At 69.7% G+C, this 25399-nt stretch carries 24 protein-coding genes and 1 pseudogene; 11 read left to right on the plus strand and 14 right to left on the minus strand.

The features are described 5' to 3' along the window. Window positions 1-97: 97 nt before the first annotated feature. From ACWDAG_RS05955 to ACWDAG_RS05975, 5 genes are all read right to left on the minus strand, one after another. Window positions 98-499, minus strand: coding sequence for an SseB family protein (locus ACWDAG_RS05955; RefSeq protein WP_266963766.1), 402 nt, complete (start codon window positions 497-499; stop codon window positions 98-100). 133 nt (window positions 500-632) lie between these two features. Further along, window positions 633-1874, minus strand: a complete 1242-nt coding sequence (locus ACWDAG_RS05960) for an acyl-CoA dehydrogenase family protein (protein WP_450694359.1) — start codon at window positions 1872-1874, stop codon at window positions 633-635. 108 nt (window positions 1875-1982) lie between these two features. Next, complete coding sequence (locus ACWDAG_RS05965; RefSeq protein ID WP_450694360.1) at window positions 1983-2705, minus strand: Type 1 glutamine amidotransferase-like domain-containing protein; 723 nt, start codon at window positions 2703-2705, stop codon at window positions 1983-1985. Further along, a complete protein-coding gene (locus tag ACWDAG_RS05970) occupies window positions 2702-3259 on the minus strand; it encodes a cysteine hydrolase family protein (RefSeq protein WP_450694361.1) in 558 nt (185 codons plus the stop codon). Before ACWDAG_RS05970 ends, ACWDAG_RS05965 begins: the two co-directional genes overlap by 4 nt. Then, complete coding sequence (locus ACWDAG_RS05975; protein WP_450694362.1) at window positions 3256-4761, minus strand: purine-cytosine permease family protein; 1506 nt, start codon at window positions 4759-4761, stop codon at window positions 3256-3258. The genes ACWDAG_RS05970 and ACWDAG_RS05975 overlap by 4 nt, the downstream gene beginning before the upstream one ends. 212 nt (window positions 4762-4973) lie before the next feature. Here ACWDAG_RS05975 and ACWDAG_RS05980 point away from each other — a divergent pair, with 212 nt between their 5' ends. Continuing rightward, complete coding sequence (locus ACWDAG_RS05980; RefSeq protein ID WP_450694363.1) at window positions 4974-5168, plus strand: hypothetical protein; 195 nt, start codon at window positions 4974-4976, stop codon at window positions 5166-5168. 17 nt (window positions 5169-5185) lie between these two features. On the opposite strand, the gene gndA is transcribed toward ACWDAG_RS05980, so the two are convergent. After that, entirely contained in the window at window positions 5186-6625 is a 1440-nt protein-coding gene (gene gndA / locus ACWDAG_RS05985) for an NADP-dependent phosphogluconate dehydrogenase (protein ID WP_450694364.1), read from the minus strand. Window positions 6626-6822: 197 nt separating this feature from the next. Between gndA and ACWDAG_RS05990 the strand changes: the two genes are divergently transcribed. The 3 genes from ACWDAG_RS05990 (at window position 6823) to ACWDAG_RS06000 (ending at window position 10684) form a co-directional block, all read left to right on the plus strand. Beyond that, window positions 6823-8277: a glyceraldehyde-3-phosphate dehydrogenase gene (locus ACWDAG_RS05990; protein WP_450694365.1), complete on the plus strand. Its 1455-nt coding sequence runs from the start codon at window positions 6823-6825 to the stop codon at window positions 8275-8277. A 102-nt stretch (window positions 8278-8379) separates the two neighbouring features. Further along, on the plus strand, window positions 8380-9831 hold the full coding sequence (locus ACWDAG_RS05995) for a purine-cytosine permease family protein (protein ID WP_450694366.1): 1452 nt from the start codon (window positions 8380-8382) through the stop codon (window positions 9829-9831). A gap of 145 nt (window positions 9832-9976) precedes the next feature. Beyond that, window positions 9977-10684, plus strand: a complete 708-nt coding sequence (locus tag ACWDAG_RS06000; RefSeq protein ID WP_450694367.1) for a LuxR C-terminal-related transcriptional regulator — start codon at window positions 9977-9979, stop codon at window positions 10682-10684. On the opposite strand, the gene ACWDAG_RS06005 is transcribed toward ACWDAG_RS06000, so the two are convergent. Continuing rightward, window positions 10651-10953 (minus strand): hypothetical protein, encoded by a 303-nt coding sequence (locus tag ACWDAG_RS06005; protein WP_450694368.1) that lies wholly within the window; start codon window positions 10951-10953, stop codon window positions 10651-10653. The two genes, ACWDAG_RS06000 and ACWDAG_RS06005, sit on opposite strands and share 34 nt — an antisense overlap. A 221-nt stretch (window positions 10954-11174) precedes the next feature. Here ACWDAG_RS06005 and ACWDAG_RS06010 point away from each other — a divergent pair, with 221 nt between their 5' ends. Then, a complete protein-coding gene (locus ACWDAG_RS06010) occupies window positions 11175-11954 on the plus strand; it encodes a polysaccharide deacetylase family protein (RefSeq protein ID WP_450694369.1) in 780 nt (259 codons plus the stop codon). Window positions 11955-11997: 43 nt separating this feature from the next. On the opposite strand, the gene ACWDAG_RS06015 is transcribed toward ACWDAG_RS06010, so the two are convergent. Beyond that, the gene (locus ACWDAG_RS06015; protein ID WP_450694370.1) at window positions 11998-13650 is read right to left on the minus strand and encodes a sigma-70 family RNA polymerase sigma factor; all 1653 of its coding nucleotides are present in this window, start codon (window positions 13648-13650) and stop codon (window positions 11998-12000) included. Between the two features lie 269 nt (window positions 13651-13919). Between ACWDAG_RS06015 and ACWDAG_RS06020 the strand changes: the two genes are divergently transcribed. Further along, entirely contained in the window at window positions 13920-14327 is a 408-nt protein-coding gene (locus ACWDAG_RS06020; protein WP_450694371.1) for a hypothetical protein, read from the plus strand. A 95-nt stretch (window positions 14328-14422) separates the two neighbouring features. On the opposite strand, the gene ACWDAG_RS06025 is transcribed toward ACWDAG_RS06020, so the two are convergent. Continuing rightward, window positions 14423-15703: an MFS transporter gene (locus ACWDAG_RS06025; protein WP_450694400.1), complete on the minus strand. Its 1281-nt coding sequence runs from the start codon at window positions 15701-15703 to the stop codon at window positions 14423-14425. A gap of 168 nt (window positions 15704-15871) precedes the next feature. On the opposite strand from ACWDAG_RS06025, the gene ACWDAG_RS06030 reads away from it, so the two are divergent. Genes ACWDAG_RS06030 through ACWDAG_RS06040 form a run of 3 tightly spaced genes read left to right on the plus strand, consistent with a single transcriptional unit; the run spans window position 15872 to window position 18267 of the window. Then, window positions 15872-16525, plus strand: a complete 654-nt coding sequence (locus tag ACWDAG_RS06030) for a M15 family metallopeptidase (RefSeq protein ID WP_450694372.1) — start codon at window positions 15872-15874, stop codon at window positions 16523-16525. A gap of 23 nt (window positions 16526-16548) precedes the next feature. Continuing rightward, window positions 16549-17628: an endonuclease/exonuclease/phosphatase family protein gene (locus tag ACWDAG_RS06035; protein ID WP_450694401.1), complete on the plus strand. Its 1080-nt coding sequence runs from the start codon at window positions 16549-16551 to the stop codon at window positions 17626-17628. Between the two features lie 60 nt (window positions 17629-17688). Continuing rightward, window positions 17689-18267, plus strand: a complete 579-nt coding sequence (locus tag ACWDAG_RS06040; RefSeq protein WP_450694373.1) for a DUF6817 domain-containing protein — start codon at window positions 17689-17691, stop codon at window positions 18265-18267. Between the two features lie 15 nt (window positions 18268-18282). Here the strand turns inward: ACWDAG_RS06040 and ACWDAG_RS06045 are convergent, their stop codons facing one another. The 5 genes from ACWDAG_RS06045 to ACWDAG_RS06065 form a co-directional block, all read right to left on the minus strand. Beyond that, window positions 18283-20037, minus strand: coding sequence for a hypothetical protein (locus ACWDAG_RS06045; RefSeq protein WP_450694374.1), 1755 nt, complete (start codon window positions 20035-20037; stop codon window positions 18283-18285). 126 nt (window positions 20038-20163) lie between these two features. Beyond that, on the minus strand, window positions 20164-20934 hold the full coding sequence (locus tag ACWDAG_RS06050; protein ID WP_450694402.1) for an alpha/beta fold hydrolase: 771 nt from the start codon (window positions 20932-20934) through the stop codon (window positions 20164-20166). An 80-nt stretch (window positions 20935-21014) separates the two neighbouring features. Then, the gene (locus tag ACWDAG_RS06055; protein ID WP_450694375.1) at window positions 21015-21461 is read right to left on the minus strand and encodes an Ohr family peroxiredoxin; all 447 of its coding nucleotides are present in this window, start codon (window positions 21459-21461) and stop codon (window positions 21015-21017) included. A gap of 68 nt (window positions 21462-21529) precedes the next feature. Further along, entirely contained in the window at window positions 21530-23107 is a 1578-nt protein-coding gene (locus tag ACWDAG_RS06060) for a tannase/feruloyl esterase family alpha/beta hydrolase (RefSeq protein WP_450694376.1), read from the minus strand. Between the two features lie 28 nt (window positions 23108-23135). After that, window positions 23136-23330, minus strand: coding sequence for a hypothetical protein (locus tag ACWDAG_RS06065; RefSeq protein ID WP_450694377.1), 195 nt, complete (start codon window positions 23328-23330; stop codon window positions 23136-23138). A 214-nt stretch (window positions 23331-23544) separates the two neighbouring features. Between ACWDAG_RS06065 and ACWDAG_RS06070 the strand changes: the two genes are divergently transcribed. Both ACWDAG_RS06070 and ACWDAG_RS06075 read left to right on the plus strand, forming a co-directional pair. Continuing rightward, window positions 23545-24576 (plus strand): alpha/beta fold hydrolase, encoded by a 1032-nt coding sequence (locus tag ACWDAG_RS06070; protein WP_450694378.1) that lies wholly within the window; start codon window positions 23545-23547, stop codon window positions 24574-24576. Window positions 24577-24875: 299 nt separating this feature from the next. Continuing rightward, window positions 24876-25399: pseudogene (locus ACWDAG_RS06075) on the plus strand (ADP-ribosylglycohydrolase family protein); the annotation flags it as partial.

A 25399-nucleotide genomic window follows, 5' to 3' on the forward strand; every position in this document is an offset into this window, starting at 1 on the left:
ATCGTCTGGCACGGCGACCGTGGGCGCCCGGGCATGAGCGGGGTCGGCGCCGTTCATCTCCCGGGCCCGGCGCCTCCCCTGCCTGGTTCGGTGGCTCTCAGGGTCGCACCAGCAGCGTGCGTACGCCCTCGGAGGTGAGCGTCAGCGGGTGCTCGGACCCGGCGTCGATGGTGAGCGACAGATCGTCGGCGGGCCACTGCGAGGCCAGCGCACCGAGCGGCACCAGGCGGTAGCGGGAGACGAACGGCAGCAGCCCGGCCATCTCCCCCTCCGAGGTGAACACGGGCACCACCGGGTCGCCGCCCGGCTGCTCCAGGACCGGCAGCGCCACCGCGCTCGGATCCCCTGCGTCCTCCTGGCTTGCGTCGTCGGGCACGGGAACGAGCACCTCACTGCCGGCGAGCGTGTCCAGCGCCGCCGTGTCCTCCGTGTTCACGGCCAGCGCGTCCAGCGCCTGCCGGGCCGGTGTGGTGGTGTGGTCGTTGGCAGGTGTCTCCATGGCAGATCCCCTGGTTGCGGCAGTCGTACGGCCCGCCCGGGACAAGATCGGCCCCCGGCACGGTCCTGCTCGCGTACCCGATCCCAACCAGCCCATTCATGCGTTCCCCAGGAATTCACCATGGGTGGTCACCTCAGGGAATCAGCGGTATGTCCTGCGAGGGCAGCCCGAGGCGGTCGCAGCCGACGCGGCGGGTCAGCGGCTCCGCCATGCTCGCTCCCACATGCGTCCAGTACGTGGCCGCGTCCCGGAAGTAGCGCTGCATCCGCTCGCCGTCGCGGGCGTGCCGGGAGCCGGCCGTGCGGAAGAGGATGCCCTGCAGCACGTCCCAGGCCGCGCGCCCGGCGTTCAGGAACATCAGCGCGAGCCGGTTGTCCTCGACGACGGTGAAGGGGGCCTGGCCGGTGACGTTGCGCCGGCAGGTCTCCATCCAGTCCTGCGCGGTCTGGCGCAGCGCCGCCTCGGCCATGTCGATGATGCCGAGCGCCTCGCCGAGGTGACGCTGGTAGTCGTGCAGGTCGGCACGGGTGCGGTCGGGTTCCAGGGTGAGGGGGCGGGCGGCGACGATCCGGGCGTACTCGTCGGCGGCCGCGTACGCGGTACCGATCATGATGGCGGCCAGCTCGCCGTGGAAGAAGCTCGGAGCCCGCCCGGCGTACATCGCATTGCCGTGCAGCTTCGAGCCGACGCTGCCGCCCTCGACCGGCAGGTCGAGCAGGAAGACCTCGCGGGTGAGGTACGCCGGGATGCGGGCCTGCTCCATGTGGATGCTGTTCGAGCCGCTGCCGCGCAGGCCCAGGACACCGTGCCAGTCGTCGAGCACCGTCCACACCGAGCGCGGCGCAACGAACAGCACGGGCGGTCCCGGGGCCTCGCCCGGTGCGGCCGGGGCGCGCAGGGTCTGGCCGACGTAGTGCGTGGAGTAGGGCGCGCCGGAGGAGTACGGCCAGGTGCCGTCCAGGACGACATGGCTGTCGCCGTCGGGCTGTGCGACCCCGACGGGTACGGCGGTGGAGGCGGCCCGGAAGTCGCCGTCGGCGCCGAAGATCTCGTCCTGCGCCTGCTCGTCGAAGAGGGTGGCGACCTGGAGCACATGGGCGGCGGTCAGCGAGAGCGCCCACCCGGTGGAGGGGCAGCCGCGCGCGATCTCGGTGACCACGCGGTAGAAGACCGGCAGGCCGAACTCGTAGCCGCCGTAGCGCCGTGGCTGGAGCATCCGGTAGAAGCCGGCCCGGAGGAAGTCGTCGTGGGTGTCCTTGGGGTAGTGCGTCAACCGCTCGGTCTCCGGCTGACGTTCGAGCAGGACGGGCCTGAGCGCGACGGCACGCTCGATGATGTCGTGTTCGGTGAGGTCGGGTTCGGGAGCGGCGAGCACGGTGCCTCCTGACGGGTGGAGCCGTCGGTCACGTCACGCGATAGAGGTGATTGAACACGGCAAGTGCCCTGCGGGTCCCGACCGGATAAGGCCAAGGTCGCCCGGGACTCAGGTGAGCAGACGGCACGGCAGCGCCCGCTCGTCGGCGCCGCCCTGCCCGTCCGGCTCCACCCGGTACACCTGGGCGCCCGGCACTCGCGTCACCGTCTCCGTCAGCTGCCCGTCCACGAACAGCGCGCCCACCCCGTCGTCCAGCGCCCATCCGGCGGGCAGCGAGCCGTCGGCGACCGCTGCACGGTACGAGGGACGGCGGCCCGGTTCGCTGTCGTAGTGCGGGCAGACCGAGCCGGGCAGCAGGCCCAGTCCGTCCGGCAGGAAGGTGAGAGGGCCGAAGGAGTCGGTGTGCGATCCCTCCGCCCAGCAGTTGGCGCCGGCGCTGATGCCGCACAGCAGGGTGCCCCGGTCGTAGGCCTCGCGCAGCAGCCGGTCCACCCCGTGCGTGCGCCATACCGCCAGCATGTTCGCGGTGTTGCCGCCGCCCACGTAGACGACGTCCTGCGCGAGCACGAACGCACGCAGCGCTTCGTCGTCCAACTCCCGTCGGAACAACGGCAGTACGGTCGGCTCCCCGGTGTGGCGTGACCGGAACACGTCGTAGAACCGTTCGATGTACTGGGCGGCGTCCCCGCTGGCGGTGGGCACGAAGCACACACGGGGGCGGGTGGCGCGCGCGTGGCTCAGCAGCCAGTCGTCCAGCAGGCCGTCGTCGTCGAGGCTGAAGCCTCCGCCGAGGAGGGCCAGGCGGCGCTGCTTGAGCGGGGATTCGCTCACCCCTCCTCCCCGAGGAGTTCGGCGACGGTGGTCACGCGGATCAGCGGGCGGTACAGGTCCATGACGTGCAGCGCCTTGGCGTGCGAGTCGTCGTCCGCGCCCGCGCAGGCGTCGGCCGCGACGAGCACTTCCACCCCGGCGTCGGCGGCGGCGAGCGCGGTGGACAGAATGCAGCAGTCGGTGCTGACGCCGGCCAGGACCAGGCGTCCCTCGGGGCCGATGTGCCGGGCGAGTTCCGGTGTCCACTTGCCGAAGGTCGTGGCGTCGACGACATGCCGGGCGTGAGGTGTGAACTCGTCGGCCAGTTGCCAGAGTTGGGCTTCCGGGGGCTGGAGGGCGAACGGCCACCGCTGGTAGTAGGCCTGCCAGGCGCCGTCCGGCTCGGCGGGGGCCAGGAAGCGGGTGAAGGCGACCCGGTCGCCGTAGGCCGGCAGCAGGCGTCGTACTCCTGCCGCGGCCTCGGTGAAGCGGGAGGTGGCCCAGGGGCTGCCGGGGTCGGCGAACACGCGCTGCATGTCGATGACGGCGAGCAGTCCGGTGGCGGACGAGGTCATGCGACCGGCACCTCCTCCCCCGTGGCCGGGCTCGGTGCCTCGGCCTCCTGGGCGCGGACGCGGGCGGGGCCCAGGGCCAGGGTGCCGAGGAAGGCCACCGCCAGGGCGGCGAGGACGCCGAGGTTGGCGTAGGCCCAGGCGCCGGACTTGCCGCCGAGGCCGAACGGTGCCAGGAGATAGCCCTGCCAAGTCAGCCAGCTCGCGGCCGAGTTGGTGACCAGGCCCCAGCCGAGGGCGGTGGCGGCGAGGGTCAGGAGCAACGGAGTGAGCGGTACGTCGCCGTAGCGGCCGGCCGGGCGGTAGAGGTCGCCCTCGTCGTAGTCGCGGCGGCGCAGCGCCAGGTCGGCGAGCATGGTGCCGCACCAGGCGGCGATGGGGACGCCGAGGGTGGTCAGGAAGCCCATGAACTGGCCGAGGAAGTCGTCGGCGAAGAAGACGATGTAGACCGAGCCCGCGATCATCAGGACGCCGTCGACGAACGCGGCCAGATAGCGGGGGATCCTGATGCCTGCCGACAGCAGGGCGAGGCCGGAGGAGTAGATGTCGAGGACCGCGCCGCCGACCAGGCCGAGCACCGCGACCACGGCGAAGGGGACCAGGAACCAGGTCGGCAGGATGGTGGTGAGCGCGCCGATGGGGTCGGCGGCGACCGCCGTGAAGAGCGGTTTGGAGGAGCCGGCCAGCAGCAGGCCGAAGACCAGCAGGAGCAGCGGGGCCACGGACGCGCCGAACGTCGTCCAGCCGATCACGCCCCGGCCGGACGAACTGCGCGGCAGATAGCGGGAGTAGTCGGCGGCGGCGTTGACCCAGCCGAGGCCGAAGCCGGTCATCATGAACACCAGGGCGCCTATGAACTCCTGGGCGGAGCCCGCCGGGATCGCGCTGACGGTGCTCCAGTGGATGTGGTCGGCGACCAGCACGACGTACACGACGGTCAGGACGCCGGTGACGATCGTGATCACGGTCTGCAGCCGCATGATCAGGTCGAAGCCCATCACCCCGCCGATGACGGTCAGCGCGCCGACCAGGACGAGAGCGACCATCTTGGTCTGGGTGCCGCCGCCCCAGCCGAGCCGTCCGAACACCGTCGCGGTGGCCATGGTGGCGAGCGCGCACAGCACGGTCTCCCAGCCGACGGTGAGCACCCAGGAGATCACCGAGGGCAGGCGGTTGCCTCGCACCCCGTACGCGGCGCGGCTGAGCACCATGGTGGGCGCCGACCCGCGCTTGCCGGCCACCGCGATGAACCCGCACAGCAGGAACGAGAAGACGATGCCGATGACGCCGGCGGTCAGCGCCTGCCAGAAGGAGATCCGGAAGCCGAGCGCGAAGGCGCCGTAACTCAGCCCCAGGATGGAGACGTTGGCGCCGAACCAGGGCCAGAACAGCGTCCGCGGGGTGCCCTTGCGCTCGGCGTCGGCGATGACGTCGAGGCCGTGCGTCTCCACCTGGAGCGGCCGGCCCGCGGCTCTGTTGTCGGGAGTGTCCGGGGAGTCTGCCATCGTCGTCCTAGCTGTCCGGGCGGGTGTTGCCCGAAGCCTTGTCGGCGCAGGTCGGGGCGTCAAGGCTGGACAGGACGGGCGCGCCGGATGCGACTGGGCAAGAGGGGTGCGATTGCGTGAACCGCCGGGGCGGCCTCGTGCGATGAAGGGGCGAACAGGCAAGATCCCGGTACCCGCTGGGGCACCGGGACCCTCAGGAAGGAACCGGATCCATGACCGCCTATGTCGCCTTCGCCTTGTACGCCCTGGTGGTCGTGCTGTGCCTGCACGCCTTCGTGGACTGCGTCAGGACGCCGGCCGCACTGGTGCGCCACCTGCCCAAGGCGGTCTGGCTGCTGCTGATGTGGATGGCGCCGGTACTGGGCGGCATCGCCTGGCGCAATCTGGGCAGGGGGCCCGCCCGGTAAAGGACGGACCGTGCCGGTCAGGCCGTCGTTTCGGAGCGTTCCGGTGCCGTCCAGTGGGTGTGGAAGGTGCCGGGGCAGTCGGTGCGGTGGTAGGTGTGGGCGCCGAAGTAGTCGCGCTGGCCCTGGAGGAGGGCCGCGGGCAGGCGGTCGGCGCGCAGGGTGTCGTAGTGGGCGAGGGCGGCGGAGAAGGCGGGGACGGGGATGCCGCGGCGGGCGGCGGAGGCGATGATCTCCCGCCAGGGGACCTGCGCGTCGGTGATCTCCATGGCGAACTCCATCTCACCGAGCAGGCTGACCAGGTCGCGGTCGAAGGCGTAGGCGGCGCGGATGCGGTCGAGGAAGGAGGCGCGGATGATGCAGCCGCCGCGCCAGATCCGGGCGACGGTGCCGAGGTCGATCTTCCAGCCGTACTCGGCGGCCGCGTCCTGGATCATCTTCCAGCCCTGGTCGTAGGCGATGACCTTGGACGCGTAGAGGGCGTGCTCGACCTGTGAGGTGAAGCGTTCGGCCTCGGTGCGGCTGAGCGGGGGCCGGGTGCCGCCGGGCAGGCCCGAGTAGGCGGCCCGCAGGTCGCGCTGGCCGGAGGCGGCGCGGGCGAAGGTGGCCTGGGCGATCGCGGTGACCGGGGAGCCCAGGTCGAGCGCGGTCTGCACGGTCCAGCGGCCCGTGCCCTTCTGACCCGCGGCGTCCGCGACGACATCGACGAAGGGGGCGCCGGTGACCGGGTCGGTGTGGGCCAGCACCTCGGCGGTGATCTCGATCAGGTAGGAGCCGAGACGGCCCTCGTTCCAGTGGCGGAAGACGGCGGCGATCTCGGCCGGGCTGTAGCCGGCGACCTGACGCAGCAGGTCGTAGGCCTCGGCGATGAGCTGCATGTCGGCGTACTCGATGCCGTTGTGGACCATCTTGACGAAGTGCCCGGCGCCGTCGCTGCCGATGTGCGCGGCGCATGGCTCGCCGCCGACCTTGGCACTGATGGTCTCGAACATGGGGCCGAGGACGTCGTATGCCTCCGCCGAGCCCCCGACCATGATCGACGGGCCTTCGAGGGCGCCCTCCTCGCCGCCGGAGACGCCGGTGCCGACGAAGTGGATGCCATGCTCGCGCAGGGCGGCCTCGCGGCGGCGGGTGTCGGCGAAGTGGGCATTGCCCCCGTCGATGATCATGTCGCCGGGCTCCAGCAGCGGAGCGAACTCGTCGATGACCGCGTCGGTGGCCTCCCCTGCCTGCACCATGATCATGAGTCGGCGGGGGCGTTCGAGGGCGGCCACGAAGTCCGCGGGCCTCTCGGCGGGGACGAACGTGCCCTCGTCGCCGTACACCTCCATGAGCGCGCGGGTGCGGCCCGCCGTGCGGTTGTGGACGGCCACGGTGTAGCCGTTGCGGGCGAAGTTCCGCGCCAGGTTGCGGCCCATCACGCCCAGGCCGGTCACGCCGATGGCTGCGGTTGCGTTCATGGTGTACGTCCCTCGGTCGGTCCGGTGGCGGTTGCAGGGGCGGGCGTGCCCCATGCCCGTGAGGTACGGACGGGCGGGCGGATCGTCTCGATTCCAGGTCCGCGCGGGGCGTGAGGAGCGATGTGACGAACCCCGCTCAAACGATCGATCAAACAGGGATTAACATATGAGCGCTGCCTAGCTCGAAAGATGGATCTGTGACTGTCAACGACGACTCGTTCACCAACTGGAAGACCCGCGAGGAGATCGCGGAGTCCATGATCCCGATCATCGGGAAGCTGCACCGCGAGCGGGACGTGACGGTCCTGCTGCACAGCCGCTCCTTGGTGAACAAGTCGGTGGTCAGCATCCTCAAGACGCACCGGTTCGCCCGGCAGATCGCCGGCGAGGAGCTCTCGGTCACCGAGACCATGCCGTTCCTGAAGGCGCTCACCGCGCTCGACCTCGGCCCCTCGCAGATCGACATCGGCATGCTCGCGGCGACGTACAAGAGCGACGACCGCGGTCTGTCGGTGGAGTCCTTCACCGCGGAGGCCGTCGCGGGCGCCACCGGCGCCAACAAGATCGAGCGCGGCGAGGGCCGTGACGTCGTCCTCTACGGCTTCGGGCGCATCGGCCGCCTGGTGGCCCGCCTGCTGATCGAGAAGGCGGGCTCCGGCAACGGTCTGCGGCTACGCGCGATCGTCGTGCGCGGTGGCGGCGGCCGGGCCTCCGAGGACCTCGTCAAGCGGGCCTCGCTGCTGCGCCGGGACTCCATCCACGGCCAGTTCCAGGGCACCATCACGGTGGACGAGGCGAGCAGCACGATCTTCGCCAACGGCAACGCGATCAAGGTGATCTACGCGAACGACCCGTCCGAGGTCGACTACACGGCGTACGGCATCAGCAACGCCATCCTGATCGACAACACCGGCAAGTGGCGCGACCGCGAGGGCCTCTCCCAGCACCTGCGCCCCGGCATCGACAAGGTCGTGCTGACCGCGCCGGGCAAGGGCGACGTCCCGAACATCGTGCACGGCGTCAACCACGACACGATCAAGCCGGACGAGCAGATCCTGTCCTGCGCGTCCTGCACCACCAACGCGATCGTGCCGCCACTGAAGGCGATGGCGGACGAGTACGGCGTGCTGCGCGGCCATGTGGAGACCGTCCACTCGTTCACCAACGACCAGAACCTGCTGGACAACTACCACAAGGCCGACCGCCGCGGCCGTTCCGCGCCGCTCAACATGGTCATCACCGAGACCGGTGCCGCCTCCGCCGTCGCGAAGGCGCTGCCCGACCTCAAGGCGCCCATCACGGGCAGCTCGATCCGCGTCCCGGTGCCGGATGTCTCGATCGCGATCCTCAGCCTGCGGCTCGGCCGCGAGACCGACCGCGAGGAGGTCCTGGACTACCTCCGCAATGTGTCGCTGACCTCGCCGCTGAGGCGCCAGATCGACTTCACCACCGCTCCCGACGCGGTCTCCAGCGACTTCATCGGCTCGCGCCACTCCTCGATCGTCGATGCGGGCGCCACCAAGGTGGACGGCGACAACGCCATCCTCTACCTCTGGTACGACAACGAGTTCGGCTACTCCTGCCAGGTCATCCGTGTCGTCCAGCACGTCTCCGGGGTGGAGTATCCGACGTTCCCCAGCCCGGCCGTCTGACCTCGGTGATCCGTCCGGTCAAGGGTCGGTAATGACCGCTTGACCGGACGCCTCCGGGGAATGAATCCGGCCACAGGGGCGGATCATCACGCTGGAGGTGCCGTGACCACTTCGTCGGAACCGCGGGTGTCGGGCCTGGAGATCCGCTCCATCGACTACGTCCCGCTGGACGAGCGCCACGGCAAGCTGTGGCATCTGGGCCCCCTGTGGTTCATGTCGAACGCGCAGATCGCCACGCTCGCGGTGGGTCTGATCAGCATCACCGAGGGCGGCAACCTCATCTGGTCGCTGATCGCGATCGTGGCGGGTACCGTCCTCGGCACCTTCTTCATGGCCTTCCACTCGGCCCAGGGCCCCCAGCTCGGACTGCCGCAGATGATCCAGTCGCGGCCCCAGTTCGGCTATGTCGGCGCCCTGCTGGTGTGGCTGTTCGCCTACGTCCAGTACGCGGGCTTCAACGTCTTCAACACCATCCTCGCCGGTGAGGCGATGCACACCACGGTGCACGGGGGCGTCAAGCTGTGGGTGGTCGTGGTCACCGTCGTCGCCCTCGTGATCGCGCTTGTCGGCTACGACGTCATCCACAAGGCCGAGCAGTTCCTGACGTACTCCTTCCTGGTCGTCTTCGGGATCTTCACGGTGGGCGTCCTGGTCACGCTGCACTACCCGGCGGGCTCCTTCGACCTCGGCGCCTTCAAGGCCACGCCGTTCCTCGCGCAGTTCGGCGTGGTCGCCGGCTACCAGATCAGCTGGGCCATCTACGTCTCCGACTACTCGCGCTACCTCCCGCCGGGCGTGACCGTCCGCAAGACCTTCTACTGGACCTACTTCGGCTCGGCGCTCGGCGGCATCTGGCTGATGGTCCTCGGGGCGCTGCTCGCCGCGTGGGCGGGCAAGGACTTCGAGACGATCAAGTCGATCAACGCGGCCGGCGACAAGGTGTTCAGCGGGTTCGGCGCGATCGTGCTGCTCTTCGCCGTCCTGGGCCTGGTCTCCGTCACCGCGCTGAACATGTACGGCGGTTCGCTGACCCTCATCAGCGCCATCGACTCGATCAGACGGGTGACGCCGACACTCGGCGTGCGGCTGGTGACCATCGGGCTGACCGCGGCGCTCTCCCTCGTCGGCGCGCTGGCGGCCACCTCCAACTTCCTTGAGAACTTCAACAACTTCCTGCTGCTGGTGCTCTATCTGTTCATCCCGTGGACCGCGGTCAACCTGATGGACTACTACGTGGTGCGCCGCGGTCACTACGCGATCGCCGAGATCTTCAACCCCCGTGGGATATACGGCCGTTGGGGCTGGCACGGCATCATCTCCTACCTGGTGGGCTTCGCCGTCATGATCCCCTTCTTCTCCGTCGGCACCCTCTACACCGGTCCCGTCGCCGACGCACTCGACGGAGCCGACATCTCGCTGTTCATCGGACTGCCGGTCGCGGCGGCGCTCTACTGGCTGCTGACGCGGTCGATCGACGTCGAGGCCGAGCAGCGGCTGGCCGAGGCCGAGGCGGAGGCGCTGGAACAGGCGGCACACGAGCACCGCGAGCCCTGAACACTCCCGGGAAGCGGCGCTCTCCAAGACGGTCGAGAGATGTGACCCAGACCATAAAAAGAACGATGCCGCTTCGCTACCTGAGGGGGCTAAGCTGATTCCCAAGTGAACGAAACCGTTTCGTTTAGAGGCGGGAAGGGCAGCCATGGTCTCCGTACTCATCGTCAACGACCAGTCCCTGCAACGCGTCGGCCTGCGCATGCTCCTGACCAGGGAGCCCGACCTGACCGTGGTGGGCGAAGCGGCGAGCGCAGCCGAGGCGGTCGGCATGTGCTCCGCGCTCCGTCCGGACGTCGTCCTGATGGACAGCCACCTCGCCGGTACGGGCGACATCGAAGCCATCCGGCGCATCGCACGCCCCGCGCGCCTCCCCCGGCTCCTCACGGCCACCGAGGCCGCAACGGCGGGCGGACCGCCTCCCCGCGTCCTGGTTCTGACCTCTCCCCCGCACGAGAGGCACGCCTACGCCGCCCTGCGCGCCGGGGCCGCCGGATTCCTCCTCACGGACGCCGCCCCCGACGAACTGACCGCGGCCATCCGCGTGGTGGCCGCCGGAGACGCGGCGATCACCCCCGCCCTCACCCGAGCACTGATCGACGCGGTCCGCGAGCAGCCGGCGGCCCGCCCTGCCGGCCGGGAGGCCGGACTGGACACCCTGACCGGACGCGAACGCGACGTCCTGACGGCCGTCGCCTCCGGCTGGTCCAACACCGAGATCGCCGTCCGGCTGTCCATCGCCCCGACCACCGTCAAGTCCCACGTCAGCCACATCCTCGCCAAGATCGGCGCCCGCGCCCGCGTCCAGGCGGTGACCTTCGCCTACGAGTCCGGGCTGATCCGGCCGGCGGCCTGAGGAGGCGTTCCACAGCGACGGTCACCACTGGCCGCCAGCAGCGGAGGCGAGGACGGTTCGGCGTCGGTGACTGCGGCGATGTATTCGGAAGAAATCCGGTACACGCCCGGCTCGTTGACGGTGAGCCGGGTGAACTCGCCCTGCCTCCGGGGACAGCCGCCCTCCGCGTGCAGCCACGGCGAGTACGCCACCTTCACGCTCACCGAGCCGCGATCCCGCATCCGTACGTCGAGTTCAGCGCCCGACGTACGGACCACGGTCGCGGCCACACCCCGTGACAACGGCCGATCGGCCCGGCTCACCGCGCCCTGGCGTCGAAGAACCGGCTGTCCGGCGGAGGTCTCGCCCCTGTTCCACCCCTGTGCGCCGGTCGTCCGTCCCGGAACTCCCGCGGAATTGTCCGTGATCAGTAACAGACGGATCCCGGAGCAACCTTTCGCCGTCCTGACAGGTGCACAAGAAACACCGGGAAGACAAGGGCGGGGCGGACATGGCGCGGCATGGCGGGCGGGGTTGGTACGGCCGGGTATTCGCGGCGGCGGTCGGGGTGACGGCGGTGGCGGCGGCCACGTCGGTATGGACCGCGCAGGCCGGCCCCTTCAGCGAGCAACACTCGGGCGCCTCGGCGCACCGCTCCGCAGCGGCGGCCGGCGCCGGCCGGACCCCGGTGGCGGTGACCATCGTGCACGCGTCGGACCAGGGCACCCGGGGCGTCAACATCACCATCGACGACGGGCCGGACCCGGTCTGGACCCCGCAGGTCCTCCAGGTGCTCAAGGACAACGGGGTGAAGGCCACCTTCTGCATGGTCGGCACTCAGGCCCAGGCGCATCCTGACATGGTCAAGGCGGTGGTGGCGGCCGGGCACCGGCTGTGCGACCACACGGTGTCGCACGACACCACCATGGACAAGAAGCCCAACTCCTACCAGTCCAAGGAGATCCTGGACGCCGCCGACATGATCACCAAGGCCTCCGGGGGCGTCCGGCCTCAGTACTACCGGGCCCCGGGCGGTGCCTTCACGCCCTACAGCAGGCACCTCGCCGCCGGGCAGGGGATGCGGCCGCTGGGCTGGAACGTGGACTCCAAGGACTTCGAACGCCCCGGCGCCGCCGCCATCGTCGCCACCGTCAAGAGCGAGTTGTCCAACGGCCCGACGATCCTCTTCCACGACGCCGGCGGAGACCGCTCCCAGACCGTGGCGGCTTTGCGTGAAATCCTGCCGTGGCTGAAGCAGCAGGGGTACTCCTTCGGCTTCCCGGTGCGCTGAGCGATCCGCCCGCGGCACCTGCCGGGCAACGGCCTCTCGCCCTTCAGGGCTTGGCGCCGAAGTCCTGCGTCCACCACGGCCCGCCCGACCCGTTGTGGACGCCCACGCCGATGTCCTTGAACGAGCAGTTGAGGATGTTGGCGCGGTGGCCGGGGCTGTTCATCCAGGACTCCATCACCGCCTGCGGCGTCTGCTGCCCCTGGGCGATGTTCTCCCCGTACGTGGACCACTTGTAGCCCGCGGCGGTGATGCGCTGCCCGGGGTCGGCGCCGTCCGGATTGGTGTGGTCGAAGAACTTCCGGGCGGCCATGTCGTCGGAGTGGCCCTGCGCCGCCTTCTCCAACTGCGGGTCCTCGGTGAGCGCACCGCAGCCGTTGGCCGCCCGCTCCTTGTTCACCAGCGCGACCACCTGCGCGACGGTGCCCGACGGTGTCGACGACGCTTCTGGGGTGCCGGTCCCCGTGCGGGACGGGCGAGCGGACGGGCGGGGAGCCGGGGCGTCCTTCTTCACGGGGCGCGGGCTCCTGGAAGCGCTCGCCTTCTTCGTCGGTGACGCGGACGGAGAAGGGGACGGAGACGTGGAGGCCGACGGCGGAGTCTCGACGGCACTGGATTCCGACAGGTCCGCGACGGGAGCGCCCGCGGCGTGCTCGGCGCTGCCCCCTTCGCCGCCGGTCCCGGGGCCGGTGCCGAAGTACCAGAGGCCGCCGCCCGCCACACAGGCCGCCACGACGGCCCCGCCGACGGCCCGGCGTCGGTTGCGCCGGCGTCGGCGCACCTCGCTCCGGGACGTCGCCCGCCCGCGCGCGGCACGGTGTCCGGCTCCCGGGCCCGGTCCGGTACGGCCACCGGAGGCCCGGGGCGCCGCGCCGGGCACGGCCATGCCGGCCTCGGCCATCCCTCCGCCGGCGGCTCGCACACGCGCCAGCAGTGAGGGCGCCGCAGCGACCAGTGCCAGGCCCGCCAGCAGTCCCTCCACGGGCATCAACCCGCTCCACAGGCCGGAGCACCGCCCGCAGCCACGGGCGTGCCGGGCTATTCGTTTGCGCCACAGCGCCGAGGGCCGCCCGTCCCAGGTGCCCAGCATGCTGCGCAGTTCCAGGCACGGAGGTTGCGCGTCGAGCGCCCGTACCACCACGCGTGCCGCCTCCAACTGCGCCTTCATCCGTTGCACCCGTACCGCGGTGTGCTGCGACGACAACTCGAGTGCGGCGGCCACCTCGGCCCGGGTCAACTCGCCCGCGCACTCCAGCCACCACAGCGACAGCAGTCCCCGATCGTCCGGCTCCAGCCAGCGAGTGGCACGCGCGGTCTCCTGACGCTGGCCGGAGAGCTGAAGCTGTACGAGGGTCAGGTCAACGAAGTCGGCGCCCGGATCGGCGAGTTCCTCGGCCTCCTCCACGGTGCCCGGGGCGAACTGCCGGTCCTGCCACTGCTTGCGGATCTCGTTCATCGCGATCGCCACGAGCCAGGAACGGAAACTCTCGGGGGCGCGCAGACCGCCCAGCCCGTCCAGGGCACGCAGCATGGTCTCCTGCACCACGTCGTCGACGTCGACCGAGCCGTTCAGCGCCCGCCCCACGATGTTGTAGACCAGCGGGAGGTACGCACTGACCAGGGCGTCCTGAGCTTCCGGGTCGCCCCCTCGGGCGGCGGCCACCAGTGCCGCCGGCTCCACCGTGCGCTGTGTACCCATGAAAAGTGTCCCGTCCTCGACGCCGAACGATCCTGCCCGATACCTGGGAGACCGGTCGATGGGTCTCGGATAACAGTTCTTCGGACACATGCTCCACGAGGTGTTCACATCACTCGGACAAGAACCTCGCTGTCAACCACACGGTGTCGGTGGGCGCGTCAACCAGTGGCGATCCAGTGGATGTCTGGCTGGAGGTGCCGGGCGTAATTCGCTACCTTCCGTTGCATCTGTAGCCCATTGTCCCTTCTGTGGAGGAGAACTTGACGTCCATGAGGAACGTTGCAGCCACCGTGGCGATCGCTGTCACTGCGCTGGCCGGTGCGTCCGTGCCGGCCGGCGCTGCGGGCACGTCCAGCGATGCGCAGGCCCAGGCCACCAACGTTGAAGGGCGAACCGTTCAGGAGAGCGCCCCACTGGAGCACTCGCTGCTCGACTTTGTGCAGCGCGCCTCGTCCCCGGAGGAGAGCGAGCTCGGGGTGGCTTGCTTCAATGGGCGCACCGACGGCAACCGAAACGTCTACCTGACCTGCGACAGCCACACGTACCCGGTGTATGTGGACTGCACCGACGGCCGCCATGAGTTCCGGCGCTCCTACTCGGGCCGGTGGGACTTCCGTCTGACCTGCCCTGCGGGCACCCGAGCGGTGTGGGGCGGCAGTTGGTTCGGGCATGCGTAGTCCGCGACTGACCGTTCGGGCCTGAGGTGCGGGCCTCGGACCCGCGGGGCGGAGGGGCGGAGAGGGCTGACCCTCTCTCCGCCCTTCATGTCATCTCAGGCGTCGTCGACGGCATGAGCACCTTGCGGTCCCAGCCGGGCCAGTGGGGAGAGGGCCATCAGTACCGGTGACAGCAGCATGCCTGCGGCTGTCACCAGCAGGCTGGTGTGCGTTCCCCACGCTTCCGCGAGAAGGCCGCCGAGCAGCGAGCCGAGTGGGGTCAGCCCCATGCCGACGAAGTTGATCGTCGCGGCCACGCGGCCCTGCATCCCGTCCGGAGCGACGCTCTGCCGGACGGCCATGACCGTGACATTCACCAGCTGACTGAAGGTCCCGAAGACGAAGTTGACCGCGACGAGCGCGGAAACCGTCACCGCAGAGGAACCGTGCAGCGCAGGCACGAACAGGAACACGCCGTCGCCCAGCGCTGCCGCGGACACGAGCACGGGTCCGTATCCGATCCGGCCCGGCAGACGGGCGGCCAGCAGCGAGCCCAGGAGCGCGCCCGGCCCCGTCGCCGCGAGGGCGAGGCCGACGGCGGTGCCCGACAGGTGCAGGTCCCGTGGCAGGAACAGCAGATGGACGGTCATCGCAGCCGCGAAGAAGAACTGGAAGGCGGCCGATGCGAGGCACACGGTCCGCAGCAAGGTGTCACCGGCGACAAAGCGCAGGCCCTCTTGGATGCGCCACCAGAGCCGAGGAGGACCTTCCGAGATCGACTCGCGGCGCCCCATCCGCCGGATCGACAGGAACGACAGCGTGAAGCACACTGCGCCGGCGGCGACAGCGATCGGCGCCGACAGCACGGACACCAACGCACCGCCGAGGGCGGGACCGCCGATCTGCGCAGCGGACCTGCTGCCCTCGAGTGCGCTGTTGCCCCGTACCAACTGATCGTGTTTCACCAGGCGTACCAACGACGCCTGGTATGCCATGTCGAAGAACACGGACAGAGCACCGACGGCGAAGGCGACCGCGAGCATCTCCGGCAGGCCGAGCCATCCGAGGAGGCCGGCTACGGCGGCGCCGCCGAGTGCCAGGGCCCGACCGGCGTCCGTCAGCACCATCACCGTACGGGTCCGCCATCTGTCCACCCACGCGCCGACGAACAGCGACAGCAACAGGATCGGCGCCTGCCCCGCCGCGCGCAGGGCGCCCAACTGGCCGGCGCCGGCGTCCAGCGTCAGGACGGCAAGGAGCGGCAGAACCACCAGGCTTGCCTGCTCGCCCAGTTGGGAGATCGTCTGGCCCACCCAGAGCCGGCGGAAGTCGGCGTCGCGCCACAGGCTTGACGGAACACGTCGAGAGGAATCGGACGCGGCGGAAGTGAACGGCACAGAGACCTCTCGTACGACCGAAGACGGGAAGGCGAGCTGTTCCCCGGACAAGGTTCGTCCTCAACACCCCGCACACGCATGTCATTTACGCAGCGAGTCGGCGCATATCGTCGGCATATCGAAAACCGCATACGTGCCGGCAACACCGTGCCGCCTTGACTGGGCGGTATGACTCGGACCCCACCATCGGCACCCACGACGAACCGCCGGATTCGTGGGCTGCTTGTCGTCGGCCTGATAGTCGTCATCGCGGTGATCACCGCAGTCCTGGGCCACCAGGTGCCGAAGTCCTCGTCCTCCTCGTCGCTTTCGCCTCCGTCGGACGCATTACCTTCCGGTGCTGATCGCGGTGCGCACAGTGGTGCGCTGGGCGAGGCCGACGGGATCGTCCCCAACGGCGTGACGGTTTTCGACGACTCGGTTCCGGCTGTGGCCAAGCTCGATCCAGATCTGCTCAAGGCCCTGCGCCGGGCGGCGAAGGCCGCCGCGGCCGACGGAGTCGAGTTCTACGTCAACAGCGGCTGGCGTTCAACGGCCTACCAGAATCAGCTGCTTCGCCAGGCCGTGGCCAAGTACGGATCCGAGAACGAGGCCGCCCGATGGGTGGCCACCGCGGCGACCTCTCCCCACGTGTCGGGGGACGCGGTGGACCTCGGGCGTTCCGTTGCGACGGCATGGCTGTCCCGGCACGGCGCCCGGTACGGGCTGTGCCAGAACTACCGGAACGAAACCTGGCACTACGAGTTGCGCCCCAGTGCGATCGATCGTGGCTGCCCGCCTGTGTATGCCGACCCCACCGAAGACCCGAGGATGCAGCGGTGACCGCCAGTGAGCGAGAACAGACGATGACGCAGGCGGACCCGGCGGAGACCGGACAGGACGGCGCCGGGCGCCGGGACACCGGCTCACGTGCGTGGAGCGCGCCCATCCGGCGGGCCCTCCGAAGGGGGTCTCGGCCTGAGCCCTGGAGGCGCGGCCCGGTCCTCACGGCTTTGGCGGTGCTGCTCGGTCTGCTCATGCTGCTGCACGCTGAGGTCCCGAACCGGGCCGGGAACCTCGGCAGCCTGGTGGAGACCTTTCTGCCGTGGTTCGCTGTGTTCATCCCGGTGCTGCTGGCCGGGGCGCTGTGGCGCCGCTCCGCCTCCGCGGTGGCCGCGCTGCTGCTTCCGGTGACGGTGTGGCTGCACCTCTTCGGCGGGATGCTCAGTGACAAGTCCCACCCGGGCAGCGACCTCACCGTGGCCGGCCACAACGTCGGCGCCGACAACCCCGACCCGGCCGGAACCGCCCGCGACCTGGTCGCCTCCGGCGCGGACGTGCTGGCGGTGGAGGAGATCACCCCGCAGGCGCGGGGCGCCTATGAGAAGGGGCTGGCGAAGGCGTACCCGTACCACACGGTGCTGGGCACGGTAGGGCTGTGGAGCAAGCTGCCCCTGTCGGACACACGGCCGGTGGACATCGAGATGGACTACGGGCCGCTGGGTGCCACCAAGCCGGCCGCCGTCAAGCTGTCCTACAACCGGGCGCTGCGCACCACGGTGGCGACGCACCACGGTCCGCTGGCGGTGTACGTGGCCCACCTGGGATCCGCACGAGTGAATCCCAGGGCGGGCTTCTGGACGGACTCGCGGGACAGGAACGCGCAGGCGCTCGCCAAGGCCGTCGCCACCGAGAAGAGCAAGCGGGTGGTGCTGCTCGGCGACCTCAACGGCACCACGGACGACCGGGCGTTCGCCGGCCTCACCTCACGACTGCGCTCCGCGCAGGACGTGGCCGGGGACGGCTTCGGCTTCACCTGGCCGGCGAAGTTCCCGGTGGCGCGGATCGACCAGATCCTGGTCCGCGGAGTGAGGCCGGAGAGCTCGTGGGTGCTGCCGGCCACGGGCAGCGACCACCTGCCGGTGGCGGCCGGAATCAGCTGGTGAACGCCGCGCAATAGGCTGGTCCTCGTTCCGAGTTCACCACAGGTGAGAGGACGTCCGACCATGCCATCGGCCCCGCAACACCCCTCAAGCGGGGGAAGGACTCAGGCAGCGATCGAGGAATTCCTGCGCGGCCACGGAGCCGACCACATACCTCATCCTGGCGGCACACTGCTCGAACACCTGCTGCGGGTGCAGCGGCTGCTGGCCGAGTGGGGAGCCGGCCCCGACCTGCAGACCGCTGGCCTCTGCCACGCGACATACGGGACCGACGGCTTCGCCACGAAACTCCTGTCCCTCACCGAACGGGCAACGCTCCAAGCCCTGATCGGTGAGTCGGCGGAGGCGTTGGTGTATCTGTACGCCGGCTGCGACCGCGCCGTCGTCTACCCACGCATCGACGGCACCCCGGCAGTCGCTTTCCGCGACCGCTTCACCGGCCAAGACCACCAACCCTCCCCCGAAGCCCTGAGGGCGTTCCTCGAAATCACGGCCGCCAACGAACTCGACGTACTGGCCCACAACGCGGATCTGGCCAAGCAGCACGGCCCCGGGCTGTACGGCCTCCTCAAACGCGCCGGTTCGCTGCTGTCCCCCGCCGCGCAGGACGCCGTCGCCCGGCAACTGGCCCACCTGCCGTAGGCCCCGCAGCCGTCGTCAGGAGTGGAGTCGCCTTGACAGACGCGCCATCCGTTCGTCCCAGGCAAGCTCCCCGAGCCCCTGGTGGTACCGCCGTCTGGCCAGGACGGCGGGATGCTGTGCGCTGTCCGACTCGGGGGCCTGGCGGAGGTCCACCACATGCGGGAATCCGGCGAGGGCCGGGGACTCTGGTGTGAGTTGCTCGCGTGACGTTCTGACCTGTGTCATCAGATCGTCCGCCAATGACCGGACCGCGTCGTGGTCGTCACTGTCCTGCCCGACGATCTGCTGCGCCAGGGCGAAAGCGATCGGGGCCCGTTGGGCGGGGTCGTCGTCCAGCTCCTCGATGAGGACGACCGCGTCCTGCATACGTCCTTGGGCGCGTACGGCAGCGATCTCCCGGGCGAGTGCCGGTGTCATGCCTTCGGCCCAGATGATGATGGTTTCGGCGAGGGTGATCAGGTGGGTCACCGTCTCGAACCAGCTGTCGTTCGAAAGGTACAGTTGGGCCTGGACGAGGGGCTCGCCGTGGAACCGCCAGGAGTCGAGCTCGAGCCCTGCGGATTCCGAGGTGGCCACCTGCACGATGGGGACCTCGCGTCCCAGTTCTCGCACCACATGATCACCACGGCGTTGATAGGTGAACGTCTGAACCTGGTGGACGCCGTCTCCACCCGCGCCCGCCCCCGGCTGACGGACCGTCCACTCCAACAGACCGAAGTTGCGCAGGAGCAGCGCAAAGGGCTGTCCGCAACAGCACCACGTCTTCACTTCGCCGACCGACCTCCGGTGCCGGTACTGCGCGGCGCGGACGAGTTCCTTCGCTTGACGCCGCTCGCGCCATCTCTCCCACCGGTTCGCGGCAGGCCTCATCAGCAGCTCTGCGATGAGGTTCGCCGCCTGGCCCGGAAGTTGTACGGCGCGAAGGACGCGGCGCGCGTACTCGCCCCGGGCGAAGTACTCCGTGTCGAGTTCCCCGGTCATACCGGGGTCGACGGCGAGGCCCTTCCACTGTGCTGCCGCGCTGGCGAACCTGTCGTCGGCCGACGCGTCCTCTCCCGACAGCAGGTGGGACAGGCCGATATGGAAGTGCGCCTGTGCCAGTCGCCAGCGCAGAATCAGGTCTTCGCTCCCCGACCAGCGGTCGAGGATCGTGTACCACGGCTCGGCCTGCTGCCTGATGCCCCGGTCGCCCTCGGCAACGTGGGCCGTGCCGATGAGGAAGGCTCCCTGGGCGAGCGCTCGGCACGCTGCTCGTTGAATCGTCACGTGAGCCTCGGGGGCAACCTGGTCCGCCGCCCGCTTCAGGAGCGCGACGGCATGGCCCGGGTCCTTGTCGTGCGCCGCCAGTGCCACGGCCGCGTCGGTCAGCGCCATGAGCGCGGGTACGGCCACCTCGGGATCGGTATGACCGGCGTACAACTCCGCTATCCACTCGAGGACGACAAGGCCGTCGCCGACGCGTTCCAGTTCTGCCAACCGCTGCACGATCAGAAACAGGAACTCTGCGCGCTCCTGGGGGGAGCCACCGCCCTGCGGAAACACGTAGTCCACGAGATAGTCGCGGACGGTGCGCTGTGCCGCCGTCTCGTCGGAGATACGTTCCAGCGCTTCGTCCCAGCGCGCGATCACAGCCTCGATGCCCTCGTGGACCTGGGCCCATGAGGGATCGCTCGGGTTTTCCACGGCCACTGGGCAACCTCCGGCTGCTGGTCCCTGAGACGACAACGAGCTCAGACGCATCAGTAAGTGTGCATGAACTCTGCTCTTCATCAGGAGAGTTGAGGTGGCGCAGACCTCTACGAGGAAAGTCGTGACGGGCCTGTGGGACCTGCCGGTTGCTCCGCCGGCCGAGGGGGCCGGCGGAGCAGTTTCATGCCTGCGTCGGCAGCGAGGGTCTCAGTGCGTGGCCCGTGCCGCCTTTTCGATGACATCGGCGACGAGACGGGGATGTGAGACGGCCACCGAGTGCGAAGCGGCGACTTCGACGGTGTGGGCGTGGGCGCGCCGGGCCATGAAGCGCTGCACAGCGGCAGGGATGTTGAGGTCCTGCGTGGTGACGATGTCCCAGGCGGGCTTGTCCTTCCAGGCGGCGGCGGTGGCCTTCTCCTCCAACGCCGCCTGAGCGATGGGCCGTTGCGCGGCCGCCATCAGGGCGGCCTGGTTCGCGGGGACGTCGGCGGCGAACTGGTGAGGGAACTTGTCCTGCTTGATGTAGAGGTCGGTTCCGGTGGTGCCGTCGGCATTGGTGCAGGGAACGGGGTCGAGGGCGTCGGGGAGGGTGGAGCCGGGGTACTCGTTCGTCAGAGCGAGGGCGTTCTCGCCGGGTGCCGGGAGGAACGCCGCGACGTAGACCAGGGCCTTCACCCGGGGGTCGTCGACGGCGGCGTCGCTGATGACCGAGCCGCCATAGGAGTGGCCGACGAGGACCTTGGGGCCCTTGATGTGGTCGAGGACGGTACGCAGGGCGGCGGCGTCGCTGTGCGGGCCGCGCAGCGGGTTGGCTGCCGCGACGACCGAGTAGCCGTCGGCGTGCAGTCTTTGGATCACGCCGTTCCAGCTGGAGCCGTCGGCGAAGGCGCCGTGTTCCAGAACGATGGTCGGCCTGGCCTGCCGGTCCTCCGCGGCAGGCCGGGACGCGCCGTTCGCGGTGACGGCGAGCGTGCCCATCACCACACCCGCCAGGACCGTCGCGGCGCCAACCCGCGCGAACTGCCGACCGCGCGCCTGCTTCGTACCCTTCTCGGTCTTCACTGCGAGTCGCCCTTCTCCGAGGTCGTGGCCACGTTGATCCTCACGGGGATGTTGTCGCGGGTCGCCTTGGAGTACGGGCAGATCTGGTGGGCGGCCTCGGCGAGTTCCCGGGCGGTGTGCTCGTCGACGCCGCCGAGGACGGGGTTGAGCGTGGCGGAGAGGGTGAACTCGCCGTCGTCGCCGTGCGTGAGCGTGATCTCGGAGGTGACGGCGGTGCTGGCGAGCCTGATCCTGCGGGTGGCGGCGGCACGGCGCAGGGCACCGAGGAAGCAGGCTGCCCAGCCGGCGGCGAAGAGTTGTTCCGGGTTGGTGGCGTTGCCCGCGCCGCCGAGTTCCTTGGGTATGGCCAGGCTGTGGTCGAGGAGGCCGTCCTGCGAACGGACGGTGCCGCCGTTGCGGCCCTCTCCGGTGACGTCTACGACTGCTGTGTAGCTGACTGCCATGACGGGTCCCCCATCTTGGGTCGGGATGTGTCGGGAAGGTGGGCTGAAAGGTGGCGCAGCGATGCCGGTCAGCGCCGGTACGGCGGGACGCAGTGGAAGTTGTCGGCGTCGGCCGGGTCGCCCTGGCCCTTGTAGCGGGAGATCAGGGGGTAGCGGCACAGATCGCGGGTGAGGGTCTGGCCGGAGGCGTTGGTGAGGGAGGCGGTGAGGGTCACGGGTGCCTTGCCCTGCTCGACCCACTTGGTCAGAGCCGCCAGGTCGTCCACCGAGCCCTTGAGTGCGCAGTGGGCGGTGCCCGGAGCGAGGAAGAGGCGGTAGAAGTCGTCGACCCGGTGAGAGCCGCCCAGCTTCCGCTCGACGCGCTCGCGGTAGTCGACAGTGCCCCGAGTGGGGATCAGTTGGTCCGCCTGACCGTGGTAGGTGAGGAGCTTGCCTCCGGCGTCACGGAAGGCGGACAGGTCCGGGTCGTCCGCGCCGATGACCTTGCCGTACTCCTCCTGGGACTGCCTGAACACCTGTGTGAACTGGTCGTATGTCAGCTTCGAGGTGTCGAAGGAGGGCTGCTTCTCCACCCATGACGCGACCCAGGCGGCCGGGACGGAGAACGGGGCGTCGCCCGCGAGATACGCGAAGTCGGCGCCGACCGGCAGGCCGTACCAGAGCCTCTTGCCCGAAGTGGTCCGCGGGCCGTCCCAGATCTTGCGCACCACGGCCGCGTCGGCTGCCGTGACGGTCTCCTCCTTGCCGGCGCAGACGACCTTGGTGCCGATCAGACGGCGGGGATCGTAGGTGCACCGCTCGGCGTCGGAGACCAGGCCGTCCTCGATGCCGTCGAGCTTGTCGCAGGCCTTGAGGGCGGCCTGGTTGAAGGCGTTGAACTTGCAGATGCCCGGGCGGGTCTTCGTCTCGTTCATCACCACCTGCGGCCACAGGGTGGCGACCTCGAACTCGTCCCAGTTGACGGCGGGTGCGTCGGCGAGGATGCCGTCGAAGTCCTCCGGGTGGCGCTGGGCCTCCATATAGCCCTGGCGTCCGCCCGTGGAGCAGCCGTTCCAGTAGGAGTAGGAGGCGGCCTGGCCGTAGACCTCGTCGACGACCTGCCTGCCGACGAGCGCCATCTCGTGCTGGGAGCGGTCGGCGAAGTTCTTCAGCAGCGCGGTGGCGACCTGCCCTTTGCCGTTCAGCGCCCAGCCGGTGTCCAGGACGTCGCCCACGCCTGCGTCGGTGGTGGCGGTGGCATATCCGTTCTTGACCGCTGTTGCCAGGCCCACTCCGTTGTCCCCGGCGGCGTAGGCACTGCCGCCGAGCGCCTGGAAGCGGCCGTTCCAGCCCTGCGCGGGCAGCCACGTCCGTACCTTGGCGTGGTCGCCGTCGCCGGGATGGGTGAGGGTGACGGTCACCTCGCAGTAGGCCGGCACGCCGGTGACCGAACCGCCCAGGATCCCGCTCCCGTTCACGGTGCCGCCCTCCTGGCGGGTCACCGTCACGGCCTCCACCTCGGTGCCGGCCGGGGCCTTTACGGAGACGGTCGAGCAGTTGAAGGGGGCGGCGGCGGAACTTCGGGTGTCCGCGGAAGCCCCGGTCGGCAGGTATAAGGCCGCAACCAGCGGTACTCCGGCCGCGAGAAAGGTCAGAAGTCGTCTCATTGGTCTTCCTGTCATGACGAACGGACGCCTACAGCCCCAGGTCAAGGGCGAGGCACGAGTAGTACTTCCAGGAGCCGTCGGGGTTGTACGAGGCAGTCACCCCACCGCTGCGGCCGGCTTCCACCTCTTCGGTCATGTCCTCGAAGCGGATGCGCTCGGGAAGCGTGCCGAACCGCGCGTGCCGTGCCGACGCGGCCGGGTCCGTCATCGATTCCTTGTTCATGGCCGAACTCCACTTCTTCATCGGTCGATGCGCTCGATCACGTAACCACTCTGACAGGTGACGACCGGCGCCACAAGATTCATCACCCTTCTAATCGGTTAGCAAGGTCACCCCGTAACCTCTTTGACAGGTGACGCATGCTGTGCCAGAGTCGCCCCGCCGTCGAACTCGCGGCAGCCGTGCGGAACTTGCCCCAATACGCGGGAGGCTTCAGATGATCAACAGGCGTACCTTCACCACGGCCATGGGCCTGGGCACGGGAGCGGCCGCCGCCTCGCTGGCCGGCCTGCAAGGCGTTTCGAGCGCCGCACCGGCCCTCTCGACCACTCCGGGCACCGATGCCTCGTTCCCCGCTCTGAAACAGGTCAAGGCCGGTCTGCTGGATGTCGGTTACGCCGAACTGGGCCCCGCCCACGGCCCGGTGGTCATCTGTCTGCACGGCTGGCCGTACGACATCCACAGCTATGTCGAGGTCGCTCCCCTGCTCGCGGAAGAGGGCTATCGCGTGATCGTGCCCTACCTCCGCGGTCACGGCACCACTCGGTTCCTGTCCTCCCGCACCTTCCGCAACGGGCAGCAGTCGGCGATCGCGCTGGACATCCTCGCGCTGCTGGACGCGCTCAAGATCCACAAGGCGGTGATCGCCGGCTTCGACTGGGGCTCACGGACCGGCGACATCCTCGCGGCGCTGTGGCCCGAGCGCGTCAAGGCCCTGGTCTCGGTGAGCGGTTACCTCATCACCGACCGCAAGGCCCAGCTCGAACCGCTCGCGGCGGCCGCTGAGCACACATGGTGGTACCAGTTCTACTTCGCCACCGAGCGCGGCAAGAAGGCCATGGAGGACCACGACCACCGCCTCCAGCTGACCCGGCTCGTCTGGGACCTCGTCTCGCCGACCTGGAACTTCGACGACGCCACCTTCGCCCGCACCGCGGCCGCCTTCGACAACCCCGACTACGCCGCGGTCGTCATCCACAACTACCGGTGGCGGCTCAGCGTGGCCGAGGGCGAACCCCGCTACGACCGCTACGAGGAGAAGCTGGCCACGACACCGCCCATCGCGGTGCCCACCATCACCCTCGACCCCGAGAAGGACCCCTTCACCCTCCCCGGCAACGGTTCCATGTACCGCGACAAGTTCATCGGCAAGTACGAGCACCGGACGCTGACCGGCATCGGCCACAACCTGCCGCAGGAGGCACCGGCGGCCTTCGCCCAGGCCGTGGTCGACGCGGACCGCCTCTGACGGGGAAGGTCGGCCCGTCGCCCGCTCCGCAAGGGAGTACGACACCGCCCGCTCCCGTTTGTGGCGACTGCGGTTCCATGTGCCCGATGCACCTGATGGAACGCCACAGTCCTCGGCGGCAACCGCAGGACGAGTTGACCGTTGGGGCCGTGTCAGCCCGCTGTGAGACTGACGCTACGGTGGTCGGCGAGCGCGACCAGGACTGCTCGTGCCCTGACTCGCCCTTCTGCACGGGCACTCCCCGACATCACCATCACCCGGACACCCACCACTGTTCCCGAGGAGAGAGGCGCACGCCCTTGCCCCACGAGAAGGAACTCCAGAGGGAGCATCTGAGAAGAGAGTCCCGGGTGCGCGGGATGATGCTCGGCCTGGCGCTCGGGGACACAGTGGGAGGGGCCAGGGGCAGGCTGCCGGCCGGCGGTCCGCTGCGAGCCGGCGTCAGCACACAACTGGCCTGCTTCACCGCCGAGGGCATCATCCGCGCACAGGTGCGCGGAAACCACAAAGGAATCTGTTACGCGCCGGGGGTGGTCCTGCACGCCTACAGCCGGTGGGCGTACCTGCAGGGCATTGAGAGGGAGACCATGCGGCTCCGCTGGGCTTCCCCCGGCAATGCGGCGTGGCCGGACGGCTGGCTCGCGGGCGTGCCCACGCTGGCCGAGCGGCGCGGTAGCGCCCCGGCGACCGTGGCAGCCCTGGCCCGGATCGGGGAAGGCCAGGAGCGAATGGCCACCACGAGCCGGGGCTGTCACGCACTGACCCGGACCCTTCCGGTCGCCGTCACCGGGATCGGAGGGATCGCCCAGGCCGGTGAGCTCGC

The organism is Streptomyces sp. NPDC001157 (genome assembly GCF_053598255.1).